22 protein-coding genes and 1 other annotated feature are annotated in these 25600 nt (G+C 43.1%); of the genes, 2 read left to right on the forward strand and 20 right to left on the reverse strand.

The genetic code is table 11. From position 1 onward, the window contains the following. Positions 1-35: 35 nt before the first annotated feature. Positions 36-1859 carry a glycoside hydrolase family 11 protein gene (locus tag RF007C_RS09370; RefSeq protein ID WP_037299331.1) on the reverse strand — a complete coding sequence of 608 codons (1824 nt, stop codon included), beginning with the start codon at positions 1857-1859 and terminating at the stop codon, positions 36-38. Between the two features lie 358 nt (positions 1860-2217). On the opposite strand from RF007C_RS09370, the gene RF007C_RS09375 reads away from it, so the two are divergent. Next, on the forward strand, positions 2218-3807 hold the full coding sequence (locus RF007C_RS09375) for a sodium:solute symporter family protein (protein ID WP_037299332.1): 1590 nt from the start codon (positions 2218-2220) through the stop codon (positions 3805-3807). Between the two features lie 177 nt (positions 3808-3984). On the opposite strand, the gene RF007C_RS16505 is transcribed toward RF007C_RS09375, so the two are convergent. The 13 genes from RF007C_RS16505 to RF007C_RS09440 form a co-directional block, all read right to left on the reverse strand. Beyond that, positions 3985-4887: a dockerin type I domain-containing protein gene (locus tag RF007C_RS16505; protein ID WP_051456607.1), complete on the reverse strand. Its 903-nt coding sequence runs from the start codon at positions 4885-4887 to the stop codon at positions 3985-3987. A gap of 15 nt (positions 4888-4902) precedes the next feature. Then, complete coding sequence (locus RF007C_RS09385) at positions 4903-5580, reverse strand: 5'-methylthioadenosine/adenosylhomocysteine nucleosidase (RefSeq protein WP_019678830.1); 678 nt, start codon at positions 5578-5580, stop codon at positions 4903-4905. Positions 5581-5686: 106 nt separating this feature from the next. Then, positions 5687-6226, reverse strand: coding sequence for a hypothetical protein (locus RF007C_RS09390; RefSeq protein WP_037299334.1), 540 nt, complete (start codon positions 6224-6226; stop codon positions 5687-5689). Then, positions 6223-7005 (reverse strand): SDR family NAD(P)-dependent oxidoreductase, encoded by a 783-nt coding sequence (locus RF007C_RS09395; RefSeq protein ID WP_037299336.1) that lies wholly within the window; start codon positions 7003-7005, stop codon positions 6223-6225. The genes RF007C_RS09390 and RF007C_RS09395 overlap by 4 nt, the downstream gene beginning before the upstream one ends. 37 nt (positions 7006-7042) lie before the next feature. Further along, positions 7043-8194, reverse strand: a complete 1152-nt coding sequence (locus RF007C_RS09400; RefSeq protein ID WP_037299337.1) for a DHHW family protein — start codon at positions 8192-8194, stop codon at positions 7043-7045. 10 nt (positions 8195-8204) lie between these two features. Then, positions 8205-9584, reverse strand: coding sequence for an MBOAT family O-acyltransferase (locus tag RF007C_RS09405; protein WP_037299338.1), 1380 nt, complete (start codon positions 9582-9584; stop codon positions 8205-8207). Continuing rightward, positions 9574-10173 (reverse strand): toprim domain-containing protein, encoded by a 600-nt coding sequence (locus RF007C_RS09410; protein ID WP_037299339.1) that lies wholly within the window; start codon positions 10171-10173, stop codon positions 9574-9576. Before RF007C_RS09410 ends, RF007C_RS09405 begins: the two co-directional genes overlap by 11 nt. 11 nt (positions 10174-10184) lie before the next feature. Further along, positions 10185-11267, reverse strand: a complete 1083-nt coding sequence (gene holA / locus RF007C_RS09415; RefSeq protein ID WP_037299340.1) for a DNA polymerase III subunit delta — start codon at positions 11265-11267, stop codon at positions 10185-10187. Then, positions 11267-13318 (reverse strand): ComEC/Rec2 family competence protein, encoded by a 2052-nt coding sequence (locus RF007C_RS09420; protein WP_037299341.1) that lies wholly within the window; start codon positions 13316-13318, stop codon positions 11267-11269. Before RF007C_RS09420 ends, holA begins: the two co-directional genes overlap by 1 nt. An 11-nt stretch (positions 13319-13329) precedes the next feature. Beyond that, positions 13330-13869: a phosphoribosyltransferase family protein gene (locus tag RF007C_RS09425; protein ID WP_037299343.1), complete on the reverse strand. Its 540-nt coding sequence runs from the start codon at positions 13867-13869 to the stop codon at positions 13330-13332. A 12-nt stretch (positions 13870-13881) separates the two neighbouring features. Beyond that, positions 13882-14235 (reverse strand): histidine triad nucleotide-binding protein, encoded by a 354-nt coding sequence (locus RF007C_RS09430; RefSeq protein WP_037299344.1) that lies wholly within the window; start codon positions 14233-14235, stop codon positions 13882-13884. Positions 14236-14275: 40 nt separating this feature from the next. Next, positions 14276-16906 (reverse strand): alanine--tRNA ligase, encoded by a 2631-nt coding sequence (gene alaS, locus RF007C_RS09435; RefSeq protein WP_037299345.1) that lies wholly within the window; start codon positions 16904-16906, stop codon positions 14276-14278. 59 nt (positions 16907-16965) lie between these two features. Next, positions 16966-17164 (reverse strand) — a binding site (T-box leader). 110 nt (positions 17165-17274) lie between these two features. Continuing rightward, positions 17275-18882: a peptidoglycan D,D-transpeptidase FtsI family protein gene (locus RF007C_RS09440; RefSeq protein WP_037299347.1), complete on the reverse strand. Its 1608-nt coding sequence runs from the start codon at positions 18880-18882 to the stop codon at positions 17275-17277. Positions 18883-18985: 103 nt separating this feature from the next. On the opposite strand from RF007C_RS09440, the gene RF007C_RS09445 reads away from it, so the two are divergent. Then, positions 18986-19600, forward strand: a complete 615-nt coding sequence (locus RF007C_RS09445; RefSeq protein ID WP_037299348.1) for a hypothetical protein — start codon at positions 18986-18988, stop codon at positions 19598-19600. Positions 19601-19635: 35 nt separating this feature from the next. Here RF007C_RS09445 and dtd read toward each other — a convergent pair whose 3' ends face one another. From dtd to RF007C_RS09475, 6 genes are read right to left on the reverse strand one after another with little or no spacing between them, the layout of a single operon-like run. Further along, positions 19636-20070 (reverse strand): D-aminoacyl-tRNA deacylase, encoded by a 435-nt coding sequence (gene dtd, locus RF007C_RS09450; RefSeq protein WP_037299350.1) that lies wholly within the window; start codon positions 20068-20070, stop codon positions 19636-19638. 6 nt (positions 20071-20076) lie between these two features. After that, a complete protein-coding gene (locus tag RF007C_RS09455) occupies positions 20077-22047 on the reverse strand; it encodes a beta-galactosidase (RefSeq protein ID WP_037299351.1) in 1971 nt (656 codons plus the stop codon). Next, a complete protein-coding gene (locus RF007C_RS09460; protein WP_037299353.1) occupies positions 22031-22600 on the reverse strand; it encodes a histidine phosphatase family protein in 570 nt (189 codons plus the stop codon). Before RF007C_RS09460 ends, RF007C_RS09455 begins: the two co-directional genes overlap by 17 nt. Positions 22601-22613: 13 nt before the next feature. Next, positions 22614-24275, reverse strand: a complete 1662-nt coding sequence (gene recN / locus RF007C_RS09465; protein WP_037299355.1) for a DNA repair protein RecN — start codon at positions 24273-24275, stop codon at positions 22614-22616. Positions 24276-24284: 9 nt separating this feature from the next. Then, complete coding sequence (argR, locus tag RF007C_RS09470) at positions 24285-24728, reverse strand: arginine repressor (RefSeq protein WP_019678844.1); 444 nt, start codon at positions 24726-24728, stop codon at positions 24285-24287. A 16-nt stretch (positions 24729-24744) separates the two neighbouring features. Next, positions 24745-25599 (reverse strand): NAD(+)/NADH kinase, encoded by an 855-nt coding sequence (locus RF007C_RS09475; protein ID WP_019678845.1) that lies wholly within the window; start codon positions 25597-25599, stop codon positions 24745-24747. Position 25600 lies beyond the last annotated feature (1 nt).

The following is a 25600-nucleotide window of genomic DNA, read 5'->3' on the forward strand; positions in this document are numbered from 1 at the left end:
GCAAAATAAAGCCCTGCATTTGCAGGGCTTTATTTTTATTTAACTTTGTGCGGCCTTGTCTTAGGAACAGCTACCTCATCTCCAAGAGCCAGTCTTGTTACAAGAATAAGATCATTTATCTTTGTAGCCCCGCTGCAGTCCACATCAGCTTCTGCTACTGTATCGTTTCCGTCCACGGCTTTTATAAGTTCCCTTCTTGCGATGATAAGGTCAAAAGAGTTTACCTCAAGATCGTTATTTAGATCTCCGGGGATATATATATCTTCCTCCTCTGTAGGAACATCAGTTTTCTCCTGAGACTCAAAGCCCGCTGATACTGCAATATCAACTCCGTCGATCCTTACTATATTCTTTTTCACTACTGCAGAACCCGTGCTGTACTCACGCGGTTCAATGCAGAATGAAACATAATCAGGATCTGCAACTTCAAGGCCATATTTGACAAAGGCATAAAGATGCTTTGATACAGGTATAGTTCCTTCTATCTTGCCGTTATCGGAAAGCTTGTTTTCTCTTCGGACGCTAAGATACTCTTTGAAGAACCATCTGTCTTTCATGTAAAGATCATAAACACCGTCATCTATACTTACTGAACCGAGAGCAGTATATTCATCTGAAACACTGAAATCCTTCCATCCGTCTATTATATAATACTCGACGCTGATCTGATTTAGCCATCCGTGAGCGCCGGCTAAAACTGTTCCGTCCGATTCAATATCTGCCTCATAATCAATGGAAAGATCTTCACCGTTATAATATCTTTCAACTGATCTTGTAGTATTCGAAGAATTATAGTATTCAATTCCTCTTTCAAAAGTAACCCGGCTCGGAGCAGTCCATTCACCGTCGAACTTGCCGCCTTCATGAATATCAAATTTAACATATCCCGGACCATCTAAAACCTGATCCTGAAACATATGGAAATAATAACCGCCTCTTTCATCGGTGACGTCCTGATAGAATGACTCATCATTCAGAGTATCCGGGAAATCATCTTCACCAAATAAATTGGTATTTTCGTTATTATCATTATTCCAATCAAATTCAACAGGATCATCGTTGAAATAGAATATATCATTTGAAAGTATATGCACAGTACCATTTGACTTGTAGCTCTGTACATCAAGCATTATACTTTCCGGCAACAGCTGCTTGTTGGATAGTTCCCTGATTTTCTCAATATGTTCCGAAATATTCGTAAAGGATGAAAATGCTTTGGTGTTTTCCGACTTCTTTACACGGGAGAGACACCAGTATCTGTATATAATATCATCAGTACCTGCAATGCCGCCGTTGTTCAAAGGCTGAAGATACACATCAAATGTCTCGTCATTATTTTCATAACTCATTACAGGATCAGCAGAAGAAAACATACTGAGATCATCAGCATCCCAGTCATCAACTATATATATCTGATCACCGCTCTCAAAGCCGCAAAGAGCACCAATAAAATAGTCCTTTTCCGCATCAACAACAGCTCTGTATGATATATACAGCTCAGAACGGGCTAAAACACTTCGCTCGCTCTCATCTTTGTATATATGTCCCGACATAAACGCAGTATCATAGGTATTCTTCCATGTGCAGTCGAAAGCACCTCTTCTTTTATATGTCATATCAGTAGTGCCAAGGCTCTTATAATTATACTGATAAAAATCATATAAATTGTTGTTTTCGGTGATTTCAAAGTCTTCACGCTGCACATCGTTTTCACCTGTTTCAAGAATATCTAAGTATTCAGTGCAGGTCATGGTTTCAGGCTGCCCGTCATCAGCTATCGCATTGCCTAAAAGCGAGCACGAAAAGCAAACGGCTGCTGACATTACAGCAGAAAAAATACGTTTCAGTGTTGGTTTCATGGTAGTTCCTCCCATCATCATAAAAAATATTATGAGATAATTATAGCACTTTATTTTTAATAATTCAAGTATAAATTTGTCAAAAATAGCTATTTTACGCAGTTTAACTGTGCATTAATTGCTATTTCAGATCAAAAACGGCAATTTCAGCCAATAATTGCTGTTTTTAATTAATCAGTTTATCAATGTTATAATGCATTAACCACTTTACATGTAATATATATGGATTTTTTCAAAATCCTATTGACTTTATTATAATAATATAGTATAATTAGTCTCAGTCAGCAACTTTATTCATTTAAAGCTTTACAAGTTTATCACTCAACACTGTAAAGCATTCAGAAAGGTCTTGATAACAATGGGCTCAAAAGCCGCAACATTCGTGATACTTGCCATATATGTCGTTATAATGGTCGGTATCGGACTCTATATGTCCAGAAGAACTAAGTCCACCGAAGACTTTATGCTCGGCGGAAGAAGCGTAGGATCATGGCTCACAGCTTTTTCTTACGGTACAACTTATTTTTCGGCTGTCGTTTTCATAGGATATGCCGGACAATTCGGCTGGATGTACGGTACTTCCTCAACATGGGTAGGTATAGGAAATGCTATTATAGGAAGCCTTATACCATTCTTCCTTATAGGAAAGAGAACCCGTCTTATGTCCAATCACCTTGGCGCAAAGACAATGCCAGAATTCTTTGAGCACAGATTTGACTCAAAGGGGCTTAAAACAGCAGCAGCACTTATTGTTTTCATCTTCCTTATCCCCTATACAGCTTCTGTATACAACGGACTTTCACGTCTTTTCGGCATGGTATTCGACCTTGGTGAAAACGGCGGTACTATCATAATCATTGCAATGGCTGTCCTTTCGGCTATTTATGTAACTCTCGGCGGTTACAAGGCAACTGCCCTCAACGACTTCTTCCAGGGAATCATAATGCTCATCGGTATCGGCACTGTTGTTGCTCTTACAGTTCAGAAGAAAGACGGCCTCTCAGCTGCTCTTGATGCTCTTAATGCTATTTCCGACAGCAAGACAGAAACAGGTACTCTCGGTTCACTCTTCGGACCTGATCCTATCAACCTCCTTGGCGTTGTTATCCTTACATCACTTGGTACATGGGGACTCCCTCAGATGGTACAGAAATTCTACGCTATCAAGGACGAGCAGGCTATCAAGAAAGGCGCTATCATCTCCACATTCTTCGCTATCGTTGTAGCTGGAGGTTCTTACTTCATGGGCGGATTTGTAAGACTTTACTGTACTCTTGATCCTTCAGATAACTCAGGAAAGGCATTCATTGAAACAGTAAACGGCAAACCTGTTTACGATACAATGGTTCCTTCACTCATTCATCAGGCTCTTCCTAATATTCTTATCGGACTTGTCGTTGTACTTGTTCTTTCAGCTTCACTGTCCACACTTTCCTCACTGGTACTTACATCAAGCTCAACACTTACAAACGACCTTATCAAGCCGCGTATCAAGAATTTTGATGATAAGCATCAGGTTATGTTCATGCGAATACTCATTGCTGTATTCCTTGTTATTTCCGTATTAATTGCCTGTCACAAGAACGCTTCTATCTCAACTCTCATGTCCTACTCATGGGGCGCACTTTCAGGCGCATTCCTCGGACCATTCCTCTATGGTCTGTTCATGAAAAAGGCTTCAAAGGCAGCTGTTGCTGCAAGTATGATAACTGGTGTAGGCATCAGCGTAATTCATATGCTATTATTCAGCCTTAACATTGAAGCATTCAGCGGTATCAAGCAGGCTGTGATAGATCTCAACTGTCCGCTCCAGCTTCTCTCTCCTATCAATGCAGGTGCATTTTCAATGATAGTTTCACTTATAATTGTTCCGATCATAAGTGCAGTTACGAAATCTCCTGACAAGAAGGTAGTAGATAACGCTTTCAGCAGTCTTGCTGCAAAGTAATCTTTCAAAATAGCCGGACAATATAAAATACAAAATGAAAAGCCATAGTATTTCCGATAGAGAGTTTGAAATACTATGGCTTTAATACTTGTATAAGAGTAAAAAAATTACATTCTTGAGTCTTTTCATCATAAAGAAAAGCAGCCGTAGCTATAAGCCCAGCTGCTTTGTATTTTATTACGACTTTACATATTCATTAAGTGTCTTTACTGTAGAATCCTTATTTGAAGAAAGGTATACATAGTAACCAAGAATACTGCTGGCATCAACCGAGTCAACCTTTCTGTTACCGTCTACGTCAGCAGCAGCAAGCTCTTCGGCTGAAGCCTCGGGATCCTTGCTTGATGAAAGCTTTGCGTAGATTGAAAGTGTCAAAGAAGCATCAACAGAATCGATATGGCCGTCATTATTAACATCGCCAAGCAGTCTGTCTGAAGCATTTACAAGAAGTCCCTCACTGTACTCAGCAGGATAAACTTCCTCAAGCTTCTGAAGATCATTGACGTAACGAGGAACTACACTTGTAACATAAGCGCCTTCATCATAGAAGTTGATATCGTAGCTTCCGCCCTTAGCCCCCTGTTCAAACTTTGCCTCAAAACATGCAAGAGGATAAGCGTCAGAAGTTTCGCCTGTAAGCTGTAAAGGCTTTTTAGCATCAGTCTCTGTATAGCTTACAGCCATAACATTGAGCTCCTTGAAAGTCTTTAAAGTTCCTCCGAGATCAGCATCAGATGAGATACCTGAGATCTTGAAAGGACAGCCGCCCGTCTTTTCAAAAGGTCCTGTAAGATTTTCAAGAACAAGTGACTTGTCAGGTGAGATCCACTTTACAAATACCTGTCCTGCGATCTTTTGATCGTCCTTGAAGTATACGGAAACAGGAACAGAAGCATCATCGCCAGCCACTTTCTTATTTACGTAAACTGCACCGTACTTCAGTATCTCGACACCCTTGCCCTCATCAGCCTTGAAATAGAGTGTAGGTTTATAAGTTGAATCAGCAGCATTTACTGCCAAAGCCGATGTCATACCTGCAGCAAGTACAAGTGAAGAAATAAGCGAAATAATTTTTTTCATTGTAAGTTACTCCCTTCATAGCAGCTCGGTCATACGCAGAACTATCTCTGCAACACGTTTAGCTGCAATTTTTTCAAATTCGTCAAACGACATTGCTCCCTCGTCATCAGCATTATCTGAAATGCAGCGCACACTGACATAAGGAAGCTCATTGAGATAGCAGCAATGTCCTACTGCTGCGCTCTCCATATCAACGGCATACGGATCGAATTTTTCCTGTATAGCTTTCTTTACCTCATTGCTCGAGATAAAAGCCTCACCCGAAACGATCCTGCCTCTGAAGGAGCTTACACCAAACTCTCCGCAAACCTTTTCAGCCGTATCCATAAGCACGCCATCAGCCTTGAATATTCCGCAATAGGGCGGATAGTCCTTGAGGAAATGAAGATCCAGATCATGTGGAAGGACCTCTGTGGATATTACAATATCGCAGACTTTAACTGCACTGTTCATTCCGCCTGCTATACCAGTATTGATCACACAGTCAGGGTGGAAATTATCTATCATAACCTGTGTACAAAGCGCCGCGTTAACTTTAGCGATACCGCAGCAGGCATTGATCACAGTTTTGCCGTTTCGATCATTAATGTAAAAATCGAAGCCAGAAATGCGTCTGATCTCACCTTTTCCGAGCATTTCTCTTATATCTGCCAGTTCTGAGGGCATTGCTCCGATTATAGCTATACACTTCATCATTATCACTCCATAAATAATATTACTTTTTCATTATATCATATATTTATTAATAAATCAAGTACAATGAAAAGAACGCACCGAATAAAGCAATTTTCAGTGCGTTCTATCTTTTTTTGCGAAATATCGGAAGTATTCTTTTCAAATATCCCCTGTACATAAGATCAAGATCAAGATCATAGATAAGAAAGATAAAATTTGCTATACCAAGCATTATGTACGAGCCGTATCTGCCAAAGTCGTCAAACTCCTCAAGCATTTCGTCAAGTCCGAAAATATAAACTGTAACATAGAAATAAGCAATTATACAGATATTGAATAACAGGAACTTCACGATGAGCCTTGCTACCCTCAGGGGTATCTTCTGTATGTAAAACCTCAGGATAGGATAATGTCCGAAAAACATAATAAAAATAAGTGCTGCTTCCTTATCAAAGGTTATAATTATGGAAAGCATACTTACTGCAATATAGGTAAGAAATGCCCAGGGAGTATTGACCTCGACCGCAATTATCATGAGAAGGATACCGGCAATTCCCGGCAGAAGCAGATACAGCGCAGGGATCACTCCGGCAAGAAACATCGTAACAAGGCATAATGCCGAAACGATGCCTCCAAGCGCCACTCTGTAGCTTATATCTCTCATTTTTTTAATGCCTTTTCCTTTCCGTCAGCTGTCTTTTTGGCCTTCTGTATATTATAAACAATGGCAGAGAGCATCTTATGAGGCATAAATCGCGAGCCCCATGTACCAAGCCATACTGTAAAGCCGGGAACTGCAAGCAATCTGCCCGAAAATGCCTTTTTAAGTGCAAATTCAGCCGCATAATCAGCAGAAATAGGCTTTACGGAGAAGCTTACTCCTGCACGGTTATTGAAATTAGTGTCAACAGGTCCCGGACAAAGCACCGTTATGCTGACTTTCGATCTGTCTCTCCGCAACTCTTCATATATAGCCAGTGAAAGCCTTAAAACATAGTTCTTTGAAGCGTAATATCCTGCCATGAGCGGTCCTGTCATAAATCCCGCCGCAGAGGCAACATTAAGGATAATACCGCTGTCTCTTTTCTTGAACTCACGCAGAAACAGCTTTGTAAGAATATGAAGAGCAGTAATATTGACATTTATCATATTGACCTCGTCATCAAGATCTGTTTCATCAAATTTACCGAAAAGGCCGTATCCTGCATTGTTAACAAGCATATCTATGTTTTTTCCTTTACAGAAATCATATACCTTGTAAACGTCCTCTCGCTTTGAAAGATTTGCGGTAATAATCTCTGTACCGCTGCCAAGAGACTCCTTGAGCTCATTGAGCTTTTTTTCATTACGTCCCGTAAGGATAACATCCCAGCCTTTTTTTGAAAGTTTTTCCGCAATACTCTGTCCTATTCCTGAGGTAGCGCCTGTTATCAATGCCTTCATATGACTTCAATTCCTTTCAATTCTAACTTTGGTTCTACTATGAAAAATACAATTCGCCGAACTTACTTACAGGGTCAGCTTCACCGCCAAGACTGTCAATGCCGAACAGGAACAATGTCTGACCATATTCGCCAACGTTTATATAGTCTGAAATATCGCCTTCCATTTCCAAGGGGGAGATCACAGTTATCTCACTGTAATGCTGTGTAAGGAAGGGTATAAAGCAGTCAGCAAAACTGTCCCTGACAACAAGCAGTTTCATATCATTTTTGGCTGATGTCCTTATTTTCATTACAGGTACAGGCTTGCCGAGATACATAGAGTACATATCACCTGTTTTCAGCATATCCCTGTTGTAGATACTTCCTTCAGCGACACTGCCGTCCTCCAGGATACAGCTGCACGAAACTATTCCAGCACCGTCCGGATAATAGAATATATCCATAATATCTGCCTGCGGTCTTTTAGAAAGAGTTCTGTTGTAGAGATTTCCGCGGAACTCATTTGTAACGTGTTCGATATTGAATTTGTCATAAGACGTCGGCTGGAATCCCAGCTTCTGGATGACAGTCTTATATACACAGTATGCCCCGTAAACTGTCCATTTAGTGTCATTTCTGTAATAAATATAACTGTCTTTGAGCATTTTAAGTATATTATATGTATCTATCCTGCGTATATCATTTCCGAACATATCATAAAGCTCGGTTATACGCTGACTCTCCGTCTTTCTGACATAATGAGAAGGTATAATATCACCATAGATCCCTGCCGAAGTCGGAACAGCAGCAAAATATACCATTCCGTCATACTCCTTTGAAAAACTGTTTATGATATCTGCGTCGGAAGAAACATTACCTGCTTCCGTATATCCGGGATCAGCAGTGAGAAGTCTTTCGCTGCTGACATATACTCCGTTCACTATGCTCTCGGAAAGCTCTGTTTGCATGGCAGCTTTGGCGATCATCCATCTGCTTCTTCCCCAGAAATGATCTGCCATATATTTTTCAAGCTGTCTTGACGTACTTCCGTCATACATTTCTTCGGCAGAAATCTCATGCAATCCTTCAAGATGACGGTTCTCATCAACAGAATACTCTTTCTTGCTTCCGAGAAATGTCAGCAAACCAAACAGGAATATGAATGACAGTGTTACAACTGCTGTTATCTTACTTATAAGCTTATTCATTTTCCCCTCCTTACAGCTTCATAAGAAGCATTTCAGAGCTTCCGTTATATGAGATCAGCGATGTACATATCAAAAGCAGTGCCATTAGTACAACAGGAGAAACGATCACTATCACTGTCTTGACCTTGTTCCTGTGCGAACGCATCATAAGATTTCTGAAAAGATCCGTTGACGCATACATCGACACAAGAAGAAGCACGATATATGACTTGAAAAGGTACAGTGCCTGTGAATCCACAAACACACCGTTTCCGCCGATCATAGCCAAAAGATACCTTAATGAAGCTGAAGGGCTGCTGCCCGAAAGGAATACAGCACAAACCACAACTACAAGGAAAGTGTATACCATACCTGTAAAGTTCATGATCTTGTTATTAAGAAGATGGTTCTCTATAATAAGAACTATGCCCATCAACGCACCACATATGATACCGTTCAGACTTACTGTATACCAGAAACAGAACAATGCCCAGCCAAATACGAATATTATCTCCCTCATCCATTTTCTTGGACATATGCTGTATAAAGGCTTGGTAACATACCTTCTTATCCACTGTACAAACTGTGAATGCCATCTTGAAGCAAAGTACCTAATCCTCGTGCTGAGCAGCGGATAATTGAAGCTCTGAGGGAATTTCAGTCCAAAGCAATAGGCAATGCCCGTACCCATATCCGCAAAACCCGAAAGAGTGAAATAAAGGCAGAAAACGTATGCTGTGATGCCGAGCCATGCGGTTGCAGCAGATATACTGCCTTCATTATCGGCATGAGCAGCTGCAAATAGCATATAAAGATTATCAGCGGCTATCACCTTTTTGGCGAGACCTTTGATAAATACAGTCATACCGACACCTGTTGCAGTAAAGCTCTCTCTGCGGTTGTCAAGAATCTTTGTAAATACACCGTATCGGAGAAGCGGTCCCATGATAAGTCGCGGAAAGAACATGATATAAAGCAAAAATCGGATAATATGCTTTCCTGGCCTGATCTTTCCCTTGTAAACATCGATAAGTGTGCCGACAGCAGACAGAGTAAAGAAAGCTATACCCACAGGATAGAAGCTTTCAGGAGCCTTCAGAATTCTGTGGAGCCAGGAAAAATACTCTGTACGGAATGCAAAAGCAGCCGTAAGATCAATAATTATACCGGCTGCAAGAGGTACAGCCGCAAGCTTTTCGTTTTTATGAAGCTTTTCAATAATATTGGCAAAAGAATAGTTTATAAGCGAATATACTGATATGAAAATGAAAAAATACAGGCTGGTCATGCCGCAGAAAACCATACTCAGCATAAGAAGCACAGCCTCTCGGAACTTCACGGGAGTCAGATGATAGATCAGCAGTGAAGCAGGCAAAAAGCCGTATATAAACAGCAGACTGCTATATACCATTATCTTCCTCCTTTATCTCCTCTGTAATCTTTTTTAGCTCGGCACTGTCCATCATAGTACACAAAACCTCCATTAGAGCTCCTGCTGACAGATGCCTCGGCAATCCAAGTCTGAGCTGAAGCCTTTCGCGAAGAGCTACGCTGTTTGCACCGCCGCTAAGTCCGAGTTCGTATAGTGTAAACTTTGAAATATCAGATGTTTTCTTCGCATCGGAAGCTGTTATCCCTGATTTTCTGAAAGCTTCAAGAAGGATCTTAACATCTACGCCTTCCACACCGAGAGTACCCTCGGCAGAAGGCTTGGTCTTACGCTTTTCCTTGCCAAGTATCTCAGGTATGTAAACATTCGTGATCTTTCCGCATCCGACAGCGCCTTTTATATATCCGCGTATCTTCCTGCCTGCCGCGTCTGAATCAGTGAGAATGATTATACCGGTTTTATGCGCATAGTAACGTATAAGCTCAAGCTTTTCATCGTCCTTGAATATTCTGAAACCATTGGTGACTATTATAACAGCATCAACGATCGAAGAGAGTTTTATCTTATCATATTTTCCTTCAACGATTATTGCTTCATCTATCTTTATCATAGCTCCCTCCGCTATTGTTTCGTCATAAGCATCGCGGTAACGGCTTGTTCAAGTATGGTTTTTTCGTCTCCGCTGCCTGAATTGAGAGCAATATTGGTATCGCGGAGTATCACGATGCACTTTCTCAATCTCCTTATACTCATTCTTGAACTGTCACGAAATGCGTTCTTTACCTTGAACTCCCAGACATAAGAGAAATCTTCTTTTACATCCTGTACCTGCTTACCGCTTTTTCTCGCACAAGCCGCACGATACATATCTATAAATGAAGCGGTTATATTCGACAGTACCGCTCCCCTGTTCTCTCGATCCTGCATCAGCTCGTCCAGAGCATCATATGCAGAACGTTTATTGAATGCCGCAACCGCGTCCGCAAGCTTAAAAAAGGTAACATCGCTCTGTCTGTGGACAAGATTGTGAAGTATATCCGAAGTTATCTCATTTTTGCCGGCATAAGAACACAGCTTGTCAATTTCATTGCGTATAGTCAGTGTATCGGACTGACACATTATCGCCAGCTCTCTTGCATTATCAAGGGAGATAAGCCCGCCTCTGGCAGATACGCTGGCAGCAATATCCTTTGCCAGTTCGTTTTCGGTCTTTATGGGACACTCGACCAGTTCACCGATTTTTGCAGCATAATCTGCAATTTTCTTGTTTTTATCCTTTATGATGCTCCTGCCTGTGCGGTAATCCGTCTTTGCACTTATTTCAAAGCCGGTAACATTGAATATCACCACAGTCTGCTGAGGTATCTCCTTCAGTGCCTCCATAAGCTTCTTATTGAGATCATCTGCTCTGAGACCTGCCATATTCTCCCGGGGCTTTTCGCAGTTATAATCATTGATAAGAATACAGTTATAGTCTGTCATCATCGGCATCATCTGTATCATATCATACAGTTCGGAAAAATCAAGATATCTGCCATCAAGCTTATTGAGGGCAAAATCTTCATTATCCCCAACAGCAGCCTTTATTATCTGCTTTGTGAGCTTTTCGACCTCGGGAATATTTTTACCGAAAATATAATACAGATTCTTTATCTCACCTTTTTTCAGCTGAGCTTTAATAGTCTTGGAATCAGTCTGCGGCATCAGAGCCTCCTTATTCTAAAGCTGCCTCTGTCTGACAGCACTATCTCAATATTATTATTATCATCAAGGTATAAAACGTTATTATCGTCGTCGGTTGCTTCCTTCGGAGCTTTTCCGTACCAAACACAGAGCGAATCATCAGGCAGTGACTTAGTATTTCTGTCCACAAAGCTGATTTTATCGTTATCACCGCAGATACTCATACACTCCTCTGACATAATAACTGAAAAACCGCCTTCATCCAAAAAGAAGCCACTGCTGCCAAAGTAAGAAATATCATCAGTTTCTCCGAGAAGAGGGGTATCGCATTCAACAAGCCATTTTCCAACTTCATTGAATTCAAGCTCTTTGAGAAAAGCCGCATATTCAGACGGAGCTCTTTCCGTAAGAACTACAGTATTTACACGTTCAATACAATTCTGCATAAGATATTTCCTTACATACTGCGCTGATCTGTAGTGTCCGCTAATATCAATTATATCGGCTGTATCGCCGCAGCTTACAACAACAGCTGCATTGCTGCCGCTACCGAGCACTGCCACAGTCACGTTCTTTCTGCGTTCCATACGGCTTATTCCTGAGCCTGCAAACAGAAACACAAATGCGGCTGCAATCGACAAACAAGTAAACTTTCTGCTCTTCAGTACAGCAGAATTAAATACAATGACTATCATTATTATGATGATACCGTTTACAATCACCTTGTCGCTGCACGAAAAATGTGTAAATCCAAGCCTTGAAAGTGAGTCGGATATTCGCAGTATTATACCATTTATAAACTCAGCCACAAACAGAAGATCAACCACACCGCCTGTAAGAGCATAAAGGAGTCCAATGATCATGGATACCGAACATAGCGGAACGATTATTATATTTGTAAGCGGTGAGATGAGAGAGATCTCATCAAAAAACAACAGTGAAAACGGAAATACACAAAGCGTTGTGCAGAGCATATATGCTGCGTACAGAACAAATTTTTGCAGCATACTCTCCGACGGCATATTCTTAGTCATGTACGGTGCAAAAACGCCAATGCCAAATGTTCCGGAAACGGAAAGGATAAAACCTTCATCGTATATAACGTATGGCCGGAAAATACAAATAAGCAAAACTGCTCCTGCCAGTGAATTGAATGTATCATTCTGACGCCTGAAAAGCCTTGCGGCATATATGAAATTCATCATAACAGCCGCCCTGACGGCCGAAACAGGACAATCCGCCATAACTATTAGAAAAATGATCATTCCTTCCATAGCTATGAACGATATGTACCTGTTTACACGGCACAGCCCTAAAATAAGCATGAGAACAGCGACCGCCGCCGAAACATGAAGTCCCGATACAGCCAGCATATGTCCTATTCCACAGCGATATACTGCGGTCCTGACATTTTTGTCAATTCCTCGCTTTTCACCGAATACCATTCCCGATAAAAGGCTGCCACTGTCACCGCCGAGAACTATTCCGAAATCTCTCATAATACGTTCTCTGTACTCTGTTATCTTTCTTCTGAACCTGTGCTGATCGGAACGCTCAACGGAAATGTCTTTACAGCTTCCAAGTGAAAGAAATATGCCGTCAGATCTGTAATAGCTTTCACTGTCAAAGAGATAATCCTTTGACGGGATACTGAAATTACAGCTTTTTATATCGATAATATCACCGTACTCAGCGTCAAGAGACTTCACGAAAAAGCTTACCTTTGCAGGTATCTCCCCGTTTATCCTTCCCTTTAGGATATAAGTATTATTATCTCCTGTATAACGCGAAACATCTGCGACTTCGCCGCGGAAGCTTCCGCTTTTACCGTCCATATCGGCAGCAGGTCTGTATCTTACAGCTGTAAATATGCTGAAAACGGCCACCGCTGCCATGAAAAAGACAGCAATAACTGCATAATCTGCCGGCTTAAAACCGTATTTCATCGTAACTATCAATGCAGCGGCTATAACTGCGGTAGTAATTATAAGCGGCAGGATGCTTGAAAAAAACGAAGCGAAAAACAATCCCGCCATATACGCTGCCGCAGCTCCAATCATTTTTCGCTTCATAATTCTATTCCTTATTTAAAGAAAAGCGGTAACTTCTCAAGAAAAGCTATATCCTTTCTGTCTGCCGCATCACCTTCGGCAAGAACAGCCGATCTTCCCGAGATCTCACCCTCAGCAGCTGCTGTAAGCTTCTCAAGAGCAGCAAGCGACTCTCCCGTACTTATAACATCGTCCACGAGAAGCACCTTTTTGCCCTTCAGCATTGCTGCCTTTTCCTGTGAAAGGTATAGAGTCTGCTCTGCAGCTGTTGTTATTGATTTTACAGTTACAGAGATCGGATCTGTCATATAGAGCTTTACCGATTTTCTTGCAACCACATAGGGCTTACCACTCTGTCTTGCCATTTCATACGCAAGCGGTATTCCCTTTGATTCAGCTGTAAGTATTACGTCAAAATACGGTGATTTTGCAAGAAGCTGTTCAGCCGCAGCCACAGTCAGCTCCACATCTGAAAACATTACAAATGCAGCTATATCAATCTTATCGTTGAGAGGACAGAGAGGAAGCTCCCTCTCAAGTCCTGCTATCGTCATTTTATATGAACCTGCCATTGTTCCTGCTCCTTATTCAGTCTTGCCGAGAGACTCAGGTCCCCAGCCCATTTTTACACCGCCGAGAAGGTGAAAATGAAGATGCTTTACAGTCTGACCTGCATCGTCACCGCAGTTATTTATGATACGGTAGCTGTCATAGCCTTGCTCCTTGGCAATTTTTCCAGCAGCCTCAAAGATCTTTGCAACTACGGATGAATTCTCACCTGTTATGTCGTTTGCACTTGTGATATGAACCTTAGGAACAATAAGTATATGCATAGGTGCGATAGGAGCAATGTCGTTAAAAGCAAAGACATATTCGTCCTCGTATACCTTTGTGCTTGGTATTTCTCCATCGATTATCTTACAGAATAAACAATCCATAGTGATTCTCCTTTACCTGAAAATAGTTATACAGCTTATATTACTTTACAGCATCAGCAACTACATCTTCAAACTTGGCAAAAGCCGCGTCTATCTTGGCAATATCGCCTGCGCCTGCCATAGCTCCGTCAGGCTTTCCACCGCCCTTGCCGCCTGTTATTGCAGCTATCTCGCGGACTATCTTGCCTGCGTTAGCACCCTTTGCAACCGCTTCCTTGGTACATACACAGTAGAATGTACCTTTCTCGCCGAGAGTACCCGCAAAGAGAGCAATAATAGCTTCTTCCTTATCCTTAACGCTGTCTCCCAGCTTTCTGAGAGCGTCGGGAGCAGTGCCGTCCATTCTTGCAGAAACTATCTTTATACCGCCGATTTCCTTTGCATTGTCAAAGAGGGCAGCTGTCTTGGAGTTAGCGATCTGTTGTGTGAGACTCTCGATCTTCTTGTCCTTCTCCTTGGACTCAGCAGCAACAGCAGCACACTTTTCGGAGAGTTCGGTTATGTTTGCAAGCTTCAGAGCCTTTGCAGACTTGATAATAGTGTTCTTGAAATCATTGAGAAGTCCAATGACATTCAGACCTGTAACTGCTTCTATACGTCTAACACCTGCTGCAACAGAGCTTTCCGAAACTATTTTGAACAGACCTATCTGTGATGTATTTGAAATATGAGTACCGCCGCAGAACTCGATAGAATTATGTGCGGTAACTACACGAACAGTATTGCCGTACTTCTCACCGAAGAGAGCCATAGCACCAAGCTTTCTTGCTTCTTCAATTGGCATTTCCTCCATAGTTACAGGGAAAGCTGCCATTATCTCGGCGTTGACTATCTCCTCCACCTTTGCTATCTCCTCATCAGTCATAGCGCTGAAGTGGTTAAAGTCGAAACGGCAAGCCTTGTCATTTACAAGCTGTCCCGCCTGATGAACGTGGTCGCCCAGAACCTGTCTCAATGCGTGCTGAAGAAGATGAGCGGTAGTATGATTGCGCATAACAGCCATTCTGCGTTCTTTTTCTATCTGAGCGATCACCTTGTCGCCCTTGGAGAGGCTTCCCTGCTCGATCGTAGCGATATGGAGGAAATGTCCCTCGGATTTGATGGTATCGTCAACAGAAGCAATATTAGCACCGTTGAGTATCATACCGGTATCGCCTACCTGTCCGCCGCTCTCGGCATAGAAAGGAGTAACGTCAAGAACAATAACTACATTATCGCCTTCAACAGCTGTTTCCACCTCGCTGCCGTCCTTATATATAGCCTGTATCTCAGCGTCCTCAGCTTCAAAATCGGTATATCCGGTGAAAATTGTTGCCGGAGCATCGACCTTGATACTGTTGTCAGCCCATGATGAGCCTGCCTTAGCTGCATGGTCTGCCTTGGCTCTTGCTCTCTGCTCCTTTGCAAGCTCGGTAAAGCGATCACGGTCTACTGTGTAGCCCTTTTCCTCACATATTTCCTCTGTAAGATCAATCGGGAAACCGTAAGTATCTGAGAGCTTGAATGCATCGTCACCTGAAAGAACCTTACCGCCCTCAGCAGCAAGCTTCTCTGTGAACTGGTTGAGAAGCTCTGTGCCCTTGTCGATAGTCTTTGCAAAAGCTTCCTCCTCAACGCCGATTATCTTCTTGATATAATCACGCTTCTCGGCAAGCTCGGGATAAGCATTAGCATTCTCGTTGATAACTGTATCGCAAACCTCCGTAAGGAATGGTCTCTTTACACCTAAGAGTCTTCCGTGACGCGCAGCTCTTCTGAGCAGACGACGGAGGACATATCCGCGGCCTTCATTTGAAGGAAGTATTCCGTCGCCGACCATGAATGTAGTACTTCTGATATGATCGGTGATAACACGGAGAGAAACGTCCTTCTTGGCATCTTTCTTGTACTCAATACCTGCAATGGAAGAAATATGCTTCATTATGTTCTGAACGGTATCAACCTCAAAGATATTATCAACGCCCTGCATAACACAGGCAAGTCTCTCAAGCCCCATACCTGTATCGATGTTCTTGTTCTTCATCTCGGCGTAGTGACCCTCACCGTCACTGTCGAACTGGCTGAATACGAGATTCCATATCTCAATAACTCTGTCGCAGTCGCTTGCCTGCTCGAAGCTCTCGAAAGGACCGTAAGCCTCGCCTCGGTCAAAGTGAATCTCAGAACAAGGACCGCATGGACCTGAACCATGCTCCCAGAAGTTGTCCTTCTTACCGAGACGGATTATTCTGTCATGAGGGATACCGATATGGTTCTCCCATATCTGTTCAGCCTCATCGTCACTCTCGAAGATAGTTATCCAGAGCTTTTCAGCAGGGATCCCAAGTGTCTTTGTAAGGAACTCCCATGCCCACTCGATAGCCTCTGTCTTGAAGTAATCACCGAAAGAGAAATTACCGAGCATCTCAAAATATGTACCGTGACGTGCTGTCTTACCAACACTTTCGATATCAGGAGTTCTGATACATTTCTGGCAGGTAGTCACTCTCTTGTTGGGAGGAGTAGCCTGTCCGAGGAAAAACTTCTTGAGAGGAGCCATTCCAGAATTGATAAGAAGCAGGCTCTTGTCGCCCTGAGGTACAAGAGAAGCACTTGCCATTCTTGTATGGTTTTTGCTCTCGAAGAACGAAAGATACTTTTCACGAAGATCATTAAGACCTGTCCACTGCATAAATATATCTCCTTTAATAAAAATATAAAACTTAGCAATACAAAAAAAGCCCCGCCGCCAAATGGGACGAAGGCTCTCGTGGTACCACCCAAATTTGAGAAAACAGCTGTTTTCTCCTCATACTCCTTTAACGCAGAAATACGCCTTTGTTTCCAAAGGAAGCTCAAGGTAAGCACCTGTCATACGGATAAAGGCTCACACCATACGCCTTCTCTCTGAACTCCGCTTTAAGACAGTCAATCCCGTCAACGCTATACATTTATTATTATAGCGCCATTTTCATCAAAAGTCAATGTTTTTTTGAATATTTCTGAAAAAACTGAGCTTTTTGCATACATTGGAAAGAATTCCAAACAGCTCCGGGCAGCTCAGTGCTCTTTATCGCCGAGCTCCTTTATTCTGTCTGCTATATTGCGGAACACAGGTGCCGCTGCATCGTTTCCGTAGCCTCCGTTCTCGATAAGAACCGTAACTGCGTACTTCGGCTGTCTTGCTGGAAAAAAGCCTGTTATCCACGCATGGCACAGTTCCTCGCCCTTGGCGTTATAATGACCTGTCTGTGCTGTGGATGTCTTTGCACCTACACTCATCTTTTTTCCCTTTGCCTTGGAGTTTTCGTTCTCACGAACTGCTTTTATCATCATTTTTCTCAGTGACTCAGCGTCATCCTCTGTCATTACAGTATACAGCCGTGATCGTCTTTCTCCGCTTACTGCGCTGCCATCTGCGGTAAGTCCCTTTACAAGACTCAGCTCAGGCATTTTTCCTCTATTGGCTATACCGCAGGTAACCTGAGTTATCTGTAAAGGCGTAGCTGTAAGTCTTCCCTGACCGAAGGCAAAATTAGCCAGCTCCGCAGGTACGGAAAGCTCCTTTTCGGTAGGAAGTACGCCGCCCGAACCTGTTATGCCCGCACATAGGTAATTTTCCTTTCCGAAACCGAGATTCGACGCTTTTCGCCTGAATTTCTCCATATCAAGACTTCTTGCCAGCTCTATAAAAAACGTATTGCACGAATTCGTCATAGCTTCGGAGATCACCTGTATCCCATGTCCGTCAAGCTTATGGCAATTGAAGCTTTTTCCCTCTACCTCTGTTGTGCCTGTACAGATGTATTGAAAGCCTCCCATCCCCTGCTCCAGAGCTGCTGCAGCGGTAACGAGCTTGAAAACGGAACCTACACTGTAAGAATAAAGAGCACGGTCAATAAGGGGACATCTGCTGTCCTCAATAGCATCGGTGAGTTTATCGGGATCATATGAAGGGAAGCTTGCCATACCCAGTATTTCACCGCTTTTTATATCCGCGATAACTATAGCCCCCGTATTTATTCCTTTTCCACAGTCCTCGCATATCTTCTGTATATCCTTGTCAATAGTCAGCACAACACCGCTTTTATATGCGGTACTCCTGAAGACCTTCTTTCCGTCACCTATAAGGATATGTCCGAAGCCATCGGTATTATAGGATACACTGTTCTGCGGAATATCTCCTCTCAGTAGCTGATCGTATGCGTATTCTATACCGTCTGCACCTTTATTGTCGGAAAGATAGCCTATTACATGGCGAGCAGGCTGTCTTTCGGAATAACGTACAGGAGTTTCAAAAATTGTCAGTCCGTCAGATTCAAGCGCTTTATCCGTACATTCAAATACAAAAGGCAGTCCTTTATCGAACTCTGTCAGGAATTTCTCCTTATCAATTGCATATTCCGCTGTACTTTCCCTGTCAAGAGCCAACGGCACCGCAGCAGCAATAAGCTTCGTATCAGAATTTATAAGCGGCCGAATATTTCTGTCATATACAGTACCCTGACATTCGCCGACCTGCAGGGTGAATGTGCCTTCTGTTGCCGCAGCAGCAACATTTTTCTGCTCAACTGCTATCCTGAAGAGGTTTGATGTAAGTATTGTAAATGCAATAAAAAACACTGCTGTAAGAATAATCACACCGTGTTCTCCGCGTTTTCTTGTCATAATATCACCTCATATAAAAGTTTTGCCGCAACGACCTCATTTTATACGGAATATTGACTTTATACAGATGCAATGTTATAATTCTCTTATAGGGGGGGATATTATGAAAAACACAAGACAGCTCATTATGATATCAATAAGCGTGATATGGTTCATAGCTACAGGTTCTGTATTCTCTTATATGGTCTATACAACATCCGAACTTTACATATCCGGGATGATAATAAGCTATGAGACAGTATTTCTGTGCGCAGGAACTGTTTTCTTTATACTTCTGCTTTTTACAGGGAAAAAAGCCGCTTCATCCGTAAGGCATCTTATTGCCGGTATTATTCTTGCCATATGGCTTATTCTTGCTATTTCAAACTTCAGCGGAAGTCTGAAAATGGACATAGAAAACAATTCTCATTCATACACCACGTCCCTTACTCCGTATAAGGAAAAGGAGATCGTATTATCGGAAAGAGATCGAATGTTTGATTTCAGTGAGGTTCGTATCTACAAAAAGAAATATGTTTTTATACATGAACTTGGATCATTCTCTGATACTTACTTCAATGAACATAAACTCATCAGAAACGGTAAATATTCATGCAGCTACGACGATTTCTATCAGGAAATCGTACTCACACTGGACTACGGCGGCTGGAATGAAGACACTCTGCCTGAGCCTGCTGAAAACCCCGAAAAGCTGGAAAAAAGATACAAACTTAAATAAACATAAAAGATCCGGGATTTTTTCCCGGATCTTTTTTATTCAAGTATAACAGTAAACGGACCGTCATTAAGCAATTCAACCTTCATATCAGCACCGAACGAACCTGTTTCAACGTGTTTGCCTTTACTGCGGAGATACTCCACAAAATACTCATAAAGGGCATTGGCCTTGTCAGGCTTGGCCGCCTGTATAAAGTTTGGACGGTTTCCCTTGCGGCAGTCTGCATAAAGAGTAAACTGCGGAACTACAAGGAGCTCTCCTCCTACATTGTCAAGGTCGAGGTTGATCTTGTCGTTTTCATCCGAAAAAATACGAAGTCCCGAGATCTTGTCCGCTAGCCTTCTGCAATCCTCCTCTGTGTCCTCATGTCCGACACCGAAGAGCAGAAGAAATCCCGTTCCGATCTTTCCGATGATCTCTCCGTCTACTCTGACACTCGCAGAAGTCACCCTCTGTAAAACTATTCTCATTTATCTCTACTTCCTTACTATTTCCATACCAAAGGGAGCAAGCCTCAGCATGTTTTTTTCCTTGTCTTCGATTATACTGTACATTGATTTCGGAAGGTTTATATCTGTTTCCCTTTCGGAATTATTGAAAAAGAATATATAATCATCCAGACCGTTTGTACGTGTGGTAACTTCCACGCCCTGAGGCAGATCGTTCAGTCTCGGTATACCTGTCTGCTTCATGATATTGCCTGCGAACTTCTTATAGAAGTCCATGTGGCAAATAGTTCCCACATAATATGCAACACCGCTGCAGTAGCGGTTCATCGTAACAGCAGGCTTTCCGCCGTAGAAACAGTCTTTATACTCCGCATAGGCACGAGCTGTTCCCAGTTCAAGAATATCACACCACTGTCTGCATTTATACTCATTTCCAGCAAAATCAACGATAGTCTGCTCATCTTTGCCAATGGGATCATATTCCGATATTTCAGCACCTATCATCTCTCTGTAAACAGTAGGAAGAGGTTCCATAATACAATTATTGTTGGGATCCTTGACTCCGCTCCTTGCAGTAAGTACAACAGTTCCGCCCTTGATAACATAACGGTATATATTTTCCGCAGAATTCTTGGAGTACACATACATGGAAGGCGCTATAACAGCCTTATACTTCGTAAGATCGGCATCAGGCGAGATTATATCCACATTCACGCCGTATTTTGAGAAGGCTGCATGGAAGCACTTTAGCTGCTCCCAGTAATCAAAGCCTTCAGTCTGAGGCTGTATCCTGAATGCCCTGTCATTATCGGGAGAATAAAGTATAGCGACCTCTGATACGAGTTCGGTAGTCTCTATAACATCAAACTTCGGAGCGATCTTGCACAGCTCGGCAAATTCAGCAAAACGCCTTCCCGGTATATTGCTGTGGTCAATAAGACCGTGCCAGTGCATTTCTGCTCCCTTATTCGCGGTTCTCCAGCGGAAATGGATAACCGTATCGGCACCATGAGCCATTGCCTGCAAAGCGTAGCCTTTTATCTGCCCCGGTCTCGGAGTAGGCCCCATGGGCATCCAGCTTCCAGTTGCACCGCTGAGCTGCTCCATTACCCAGAAGTTTTTCTGATTTGAACCTCTCATCATGTCCAGATTAAATGAATGGGAATAGAACTCCTCTTCATTCTCAGGTATACGCACCGGAGGATAATTATCATATGAAGTAAAGTCCAGCCCGTCGCAAAGTCTGTAAATATCAGGGAGATCCTTGGTTATACAGATATTTGTAGTTATTTTGGCCTTAGGGTTTTCACGTTTTATTATCTGTGACATATCACTTATGAATCTGCAAGCCGTATCAGACGAAAAACGGCTGAATTCCAGGCAAAGGGCAGGATTCTGCCATGCTTTCGGATAAGCATTCGGAGGCTTGATCTGGGACACGTCACTGTATTCTCCGCTCCACACGATATTACCGAAGGCAGCGTTAACGTTTTCGATGGTATCATGTTTGTCGATGAGCCAGTCGCGGAACTGTTCACGGCACACCTCACAGGTACAGGGATAAGCCTCTATCTCATTGTCGATCTGCCATGCAGCGATGGACGGATTATTGGCATATCTCTTTGCAAGCTGCTCTGTGATACGCTTCGCATAGTACAAAAACATAGGTGCATTCAGGCATCGGTGTCCTCTTATGCCTGTCTGGAGCCTGTTCCCGTCCGCACCTACCTGTATAATATCAGGATAGGTCTCATACAGCCACATAGGAGGACAGCTTGTGGGAGTACAAAGCACAATACCCATCGCATAACGCGAAAAAGTCTTTATAGCTTCATCAAGCCATTCAAAATGGAATTCTCCGTCTCTCGGTTCAAGTCTCGACCAGGCAAACTCTCCCATCCTGACCAGTTTTACACCTGTCTGTGCCATTAAAACAGCATCTGCATTCCATAATTCTCTGTTCCATTGCTCGGGATAATAATCAACGCCTATTTTCATAATATTCCTCCGCCATGTCAATGTTGTATTCAATAAGCCCGCAGTTATCCATAAACCAGTTTGCGAAGCTCTCTGTTGTCATATCATTGAAATATGTCTCTATAACTCTGCAAACTCCGCCATGACTCACAATCAGGATCGTTTTATCGTGATACTTTGCAATAATTTCATCGATAGCCGAATATACCCTGTGTGAAAGCTGAAGCAGAGATTCACAGTTTTTACCCATTCTGACGCCGAAATTTATTTTGTTCACGGCAAATCCTTCGGTATAACGATACATTCCCTCATATTCGCCATAATCCCACTCGCGGAGTCTTTCATCAGTTATCACATTTAATCCGCAGCGTTCAGCTACAATATTTGCTGTTTTCTGCGCTCTCTTCATAGGTGACGCAATGATAAGGTCTATAATACTGAGATCAGCAATCCTTGCAGCCAGCGCTTCAGCCTGCCTCAGCCCTGTCTCGTCAAGCTCTATATCAGTAACACCAAGAATAATATCCCTGTTGTTGTATTCAGTCTGTCCATGCCTTGTTGAAAAGATCTTCAAACTACTTCCTCCATTAAAGCTCTGCCGCTCTGTTTATCTCTGCACGGGCATTATCGAGCATAAGCTCCGAAGGATCGTCGCCGCCCATTATACGTGCTATCTCAGCAACTCTGCCTTCCATGCCGAGCTGCATAACATGGGTCTCAGTGCGCTCTCCCACAATCTGCTTTTCGATAAGAAGATGGTTATCTGCCATAACTGCGATCTGAGAGAGATGTGTAACGCATATCACCTGTCTCACCTTGCCTATCTCACGCAGCTTTATACCTATTTTCTGAGCCGCTTTGCCGCTGACTCCGGTATCTATCTCATCAAATATCATAGTCGGGATAGAGTCCTTGTCAGCGATGACACTTTTCAGAGCAAGCATTATTCGTGAGAGCTCACCGCCTGAAGCTATCTTTGATATAGGTCGCGGCTCTTCGCCCTTATTCGCTGATATAAGGAACTCCACCGTATCCATGCCGTTAACTGTAAGCTTTCCTTTTTCATGCTTCACAGCTATTATAACTCCCGCCATATTCAGAAATTCAAGCTCAGCGGTCACACGCTCTGTAAAGCGCTTTGCAACATTTTCACGATAGTCATACAAAGCCTTGGCCTGCTCGGTGACCTTGTGAAGAAGCTCTTCTCGCTTTGCAGCAAGCTCCTTTATCTCGCTGTCTGAGCTTTCAAGCTGTATTATCTCACGGCAGGCATCAGTATAAAGCTTTATCAGACCTTCGCAGTCCGTTGCATACTTACGTTTCAGCTTGTTTATATTGTTGAGTCTAGTACCAAGATATTCAAGGCGCTGCCCGTCAAGTTCGACCTTATCGGCAAGAGCTTCCAGCTCTGATGCTATATCAGCCAGCTCTATCTCGGCTGCCGATAGTCTTTCATAGAGACCGACAAGACGCGGGCTGTTATCGGTATATGAAGCTATTTCCGTCTCAGCTGAAACAAGCATATCATTTACCGCCTCGTCTCCCGTTATAAGTCCCACCGCATTCTTTATGGCGATTATGGTCTTTTCCGAATTTCTGGCAGTCTCGTATTCCTTTTCAAGTTCGTCGTCCTCACCCTCGCGCAGCTCAAGCTCGCCTATATCATCTATGATCTCGTTAAGCGAACGGCTGCGCTCGATGCGCGACTGCTCCTGCTTTTTCAGCTCTCCCAGCCTTCTTGCCGTCTGCTGCAGCTCTCTGAAGGTAACTCTGTATTCATTCAGTAGAGTATCATCTCCGCCGAAGTCATCAAGTATTTTCAGATGTTTGTCACTGTCAAGAAGTATCTGATTATCGTGCTGACCGTGGATATTGATTAGTAAAGCGCCTATCTCTTTAAGGAGAGCTGCCGAAGCCGTTCTCTGATTTATGCGTGAAACGCTTCCGCCGTCTGCACTTATCTCACGAGTCATTGTTATCTCGCCGTCATCATGGGCTATCCCAAGCTCATCAAGCTTTCCGCACACCTCCGCGGAAAGCTCGGTGAAAAGTGCTGTTATAACGGCCTTATCGCAGCCTGTACGAACTATATCCTTTGTACAGCGCTGTCCCAGCACTGCATTGATACCGTTGATGAGAATGGATTTACCTGCACCTGTTTCTCCTGTGAAGATATTCAGCCTTTCCCCAAGCGGTATGACTGCTTCCTTGATCACAGCAAGATTTTTTATGTATATCTCTTTTAACATTCTGAGAATTTACCTCCTCGGGAAAAGCTCGCTGCGGAATTTTTTTGACAGCTTTTTCGCATCGGCTTCGCTCCGCACAAGGATAAATATGGTATCATCACCTGCTATGGTACCTACTATCCCCTGATGCTCCACAGAGTCTATCGCAGCACAGGTTCCCTGAGCCATGCCTGCACGGCATTTCAGAACAATGGTATTCATAGCATAATCAACAGATATAACAGCCTCCTCAAACAGAGACTTTTCCGCTGCAGCCGCAGCAGGCAGCGAATAACGATAGACTCCGTTCTCATCACGCTGCTTTACCAGTGAAAGCTGCTGTATATCACGCGAAAGAGTTGCCTGAGTGGTCTTTATACCACGCTCGCCAAGAAGAGTTATAAGCAGCTCCTGAGTAGCTACGGGCTGTTCCGTTATTATTTCAAGTATTGCTTCATGTCTGCGATTTTTCATAATACTGCCGCGCTCCTTATTTTATGGGCTTGCACATTTTCTTGCAAAGTGATTCATGGAAGGAATTGCCTATAAGATTAATAAAGTTTATGTTATTTTTTCCGCGGCATATCTCAATGGATTCGTTGACGCCGATACTTGCGAAATGCTCACCGTCAACACTGATGACCATGCAATCCTCGCGGGTGGTGGTATCCTTCATTCTCAGTCTTCTTCCCGGAGAAAACATCGTTGCACGCGAAAAAAGGGTATGAGGACATATAAGTGTCATTTCTATACATTCAAGATCAGGCTCGATAACAGGTCCTCCCGCCGAAAGGGCATAGGCTGTTGAGCCTGAAGGCGTACTGAAAAGAACACCGTCCGCACGATACCTTCCAATGAGGTATTCGTCTGCATACACCTCAAAATCACATATATGAAAGCTTCCGGAACGTGCTGAAACTTCATTGAGAACTGTAGCGGTTATATCACCTTTTTCGCTGTGATAGACCACATCAAGGGTCATACGCTGCGAGATCTCATACTCCTCGTTTGTAAGCAGACTGAGCTTATCAAGCTGATTGGCTTCAAGGCCTGCCATAAATCCGAGCGTTCCGGTATTTATTCCAAGTAGCTTCGTATCGCTGCCTATAAGGAGCTTTGCACAGCGCAGTATAGTTCCGTCACCGCCAATGGCCAGAACAAAATCTGCTTCTTTTGCCGATTCATTGATGTCCTCGAACTTTACCTGAGGCTTATCGGAAAAATCTTTCCTGAAAAGCTCACTTACCGATACCTCTATTCCGCATTCTGCCAGAACATCACAAGCCTCACGGGCGCAGCTGAGCGCATTTGGCTTTTGAAAATTAGGATACAATGCTGCCTTCATA

The organism is Ruminococcus flavefaciens 007c, from assembly GCF_000571935.1.
GTDB lineage: Bacteria > Bacillota > Clostridia > Oscillospirales > Ruminococcaceae > Ruminococcus > Ruminococcus flavefaciens_F.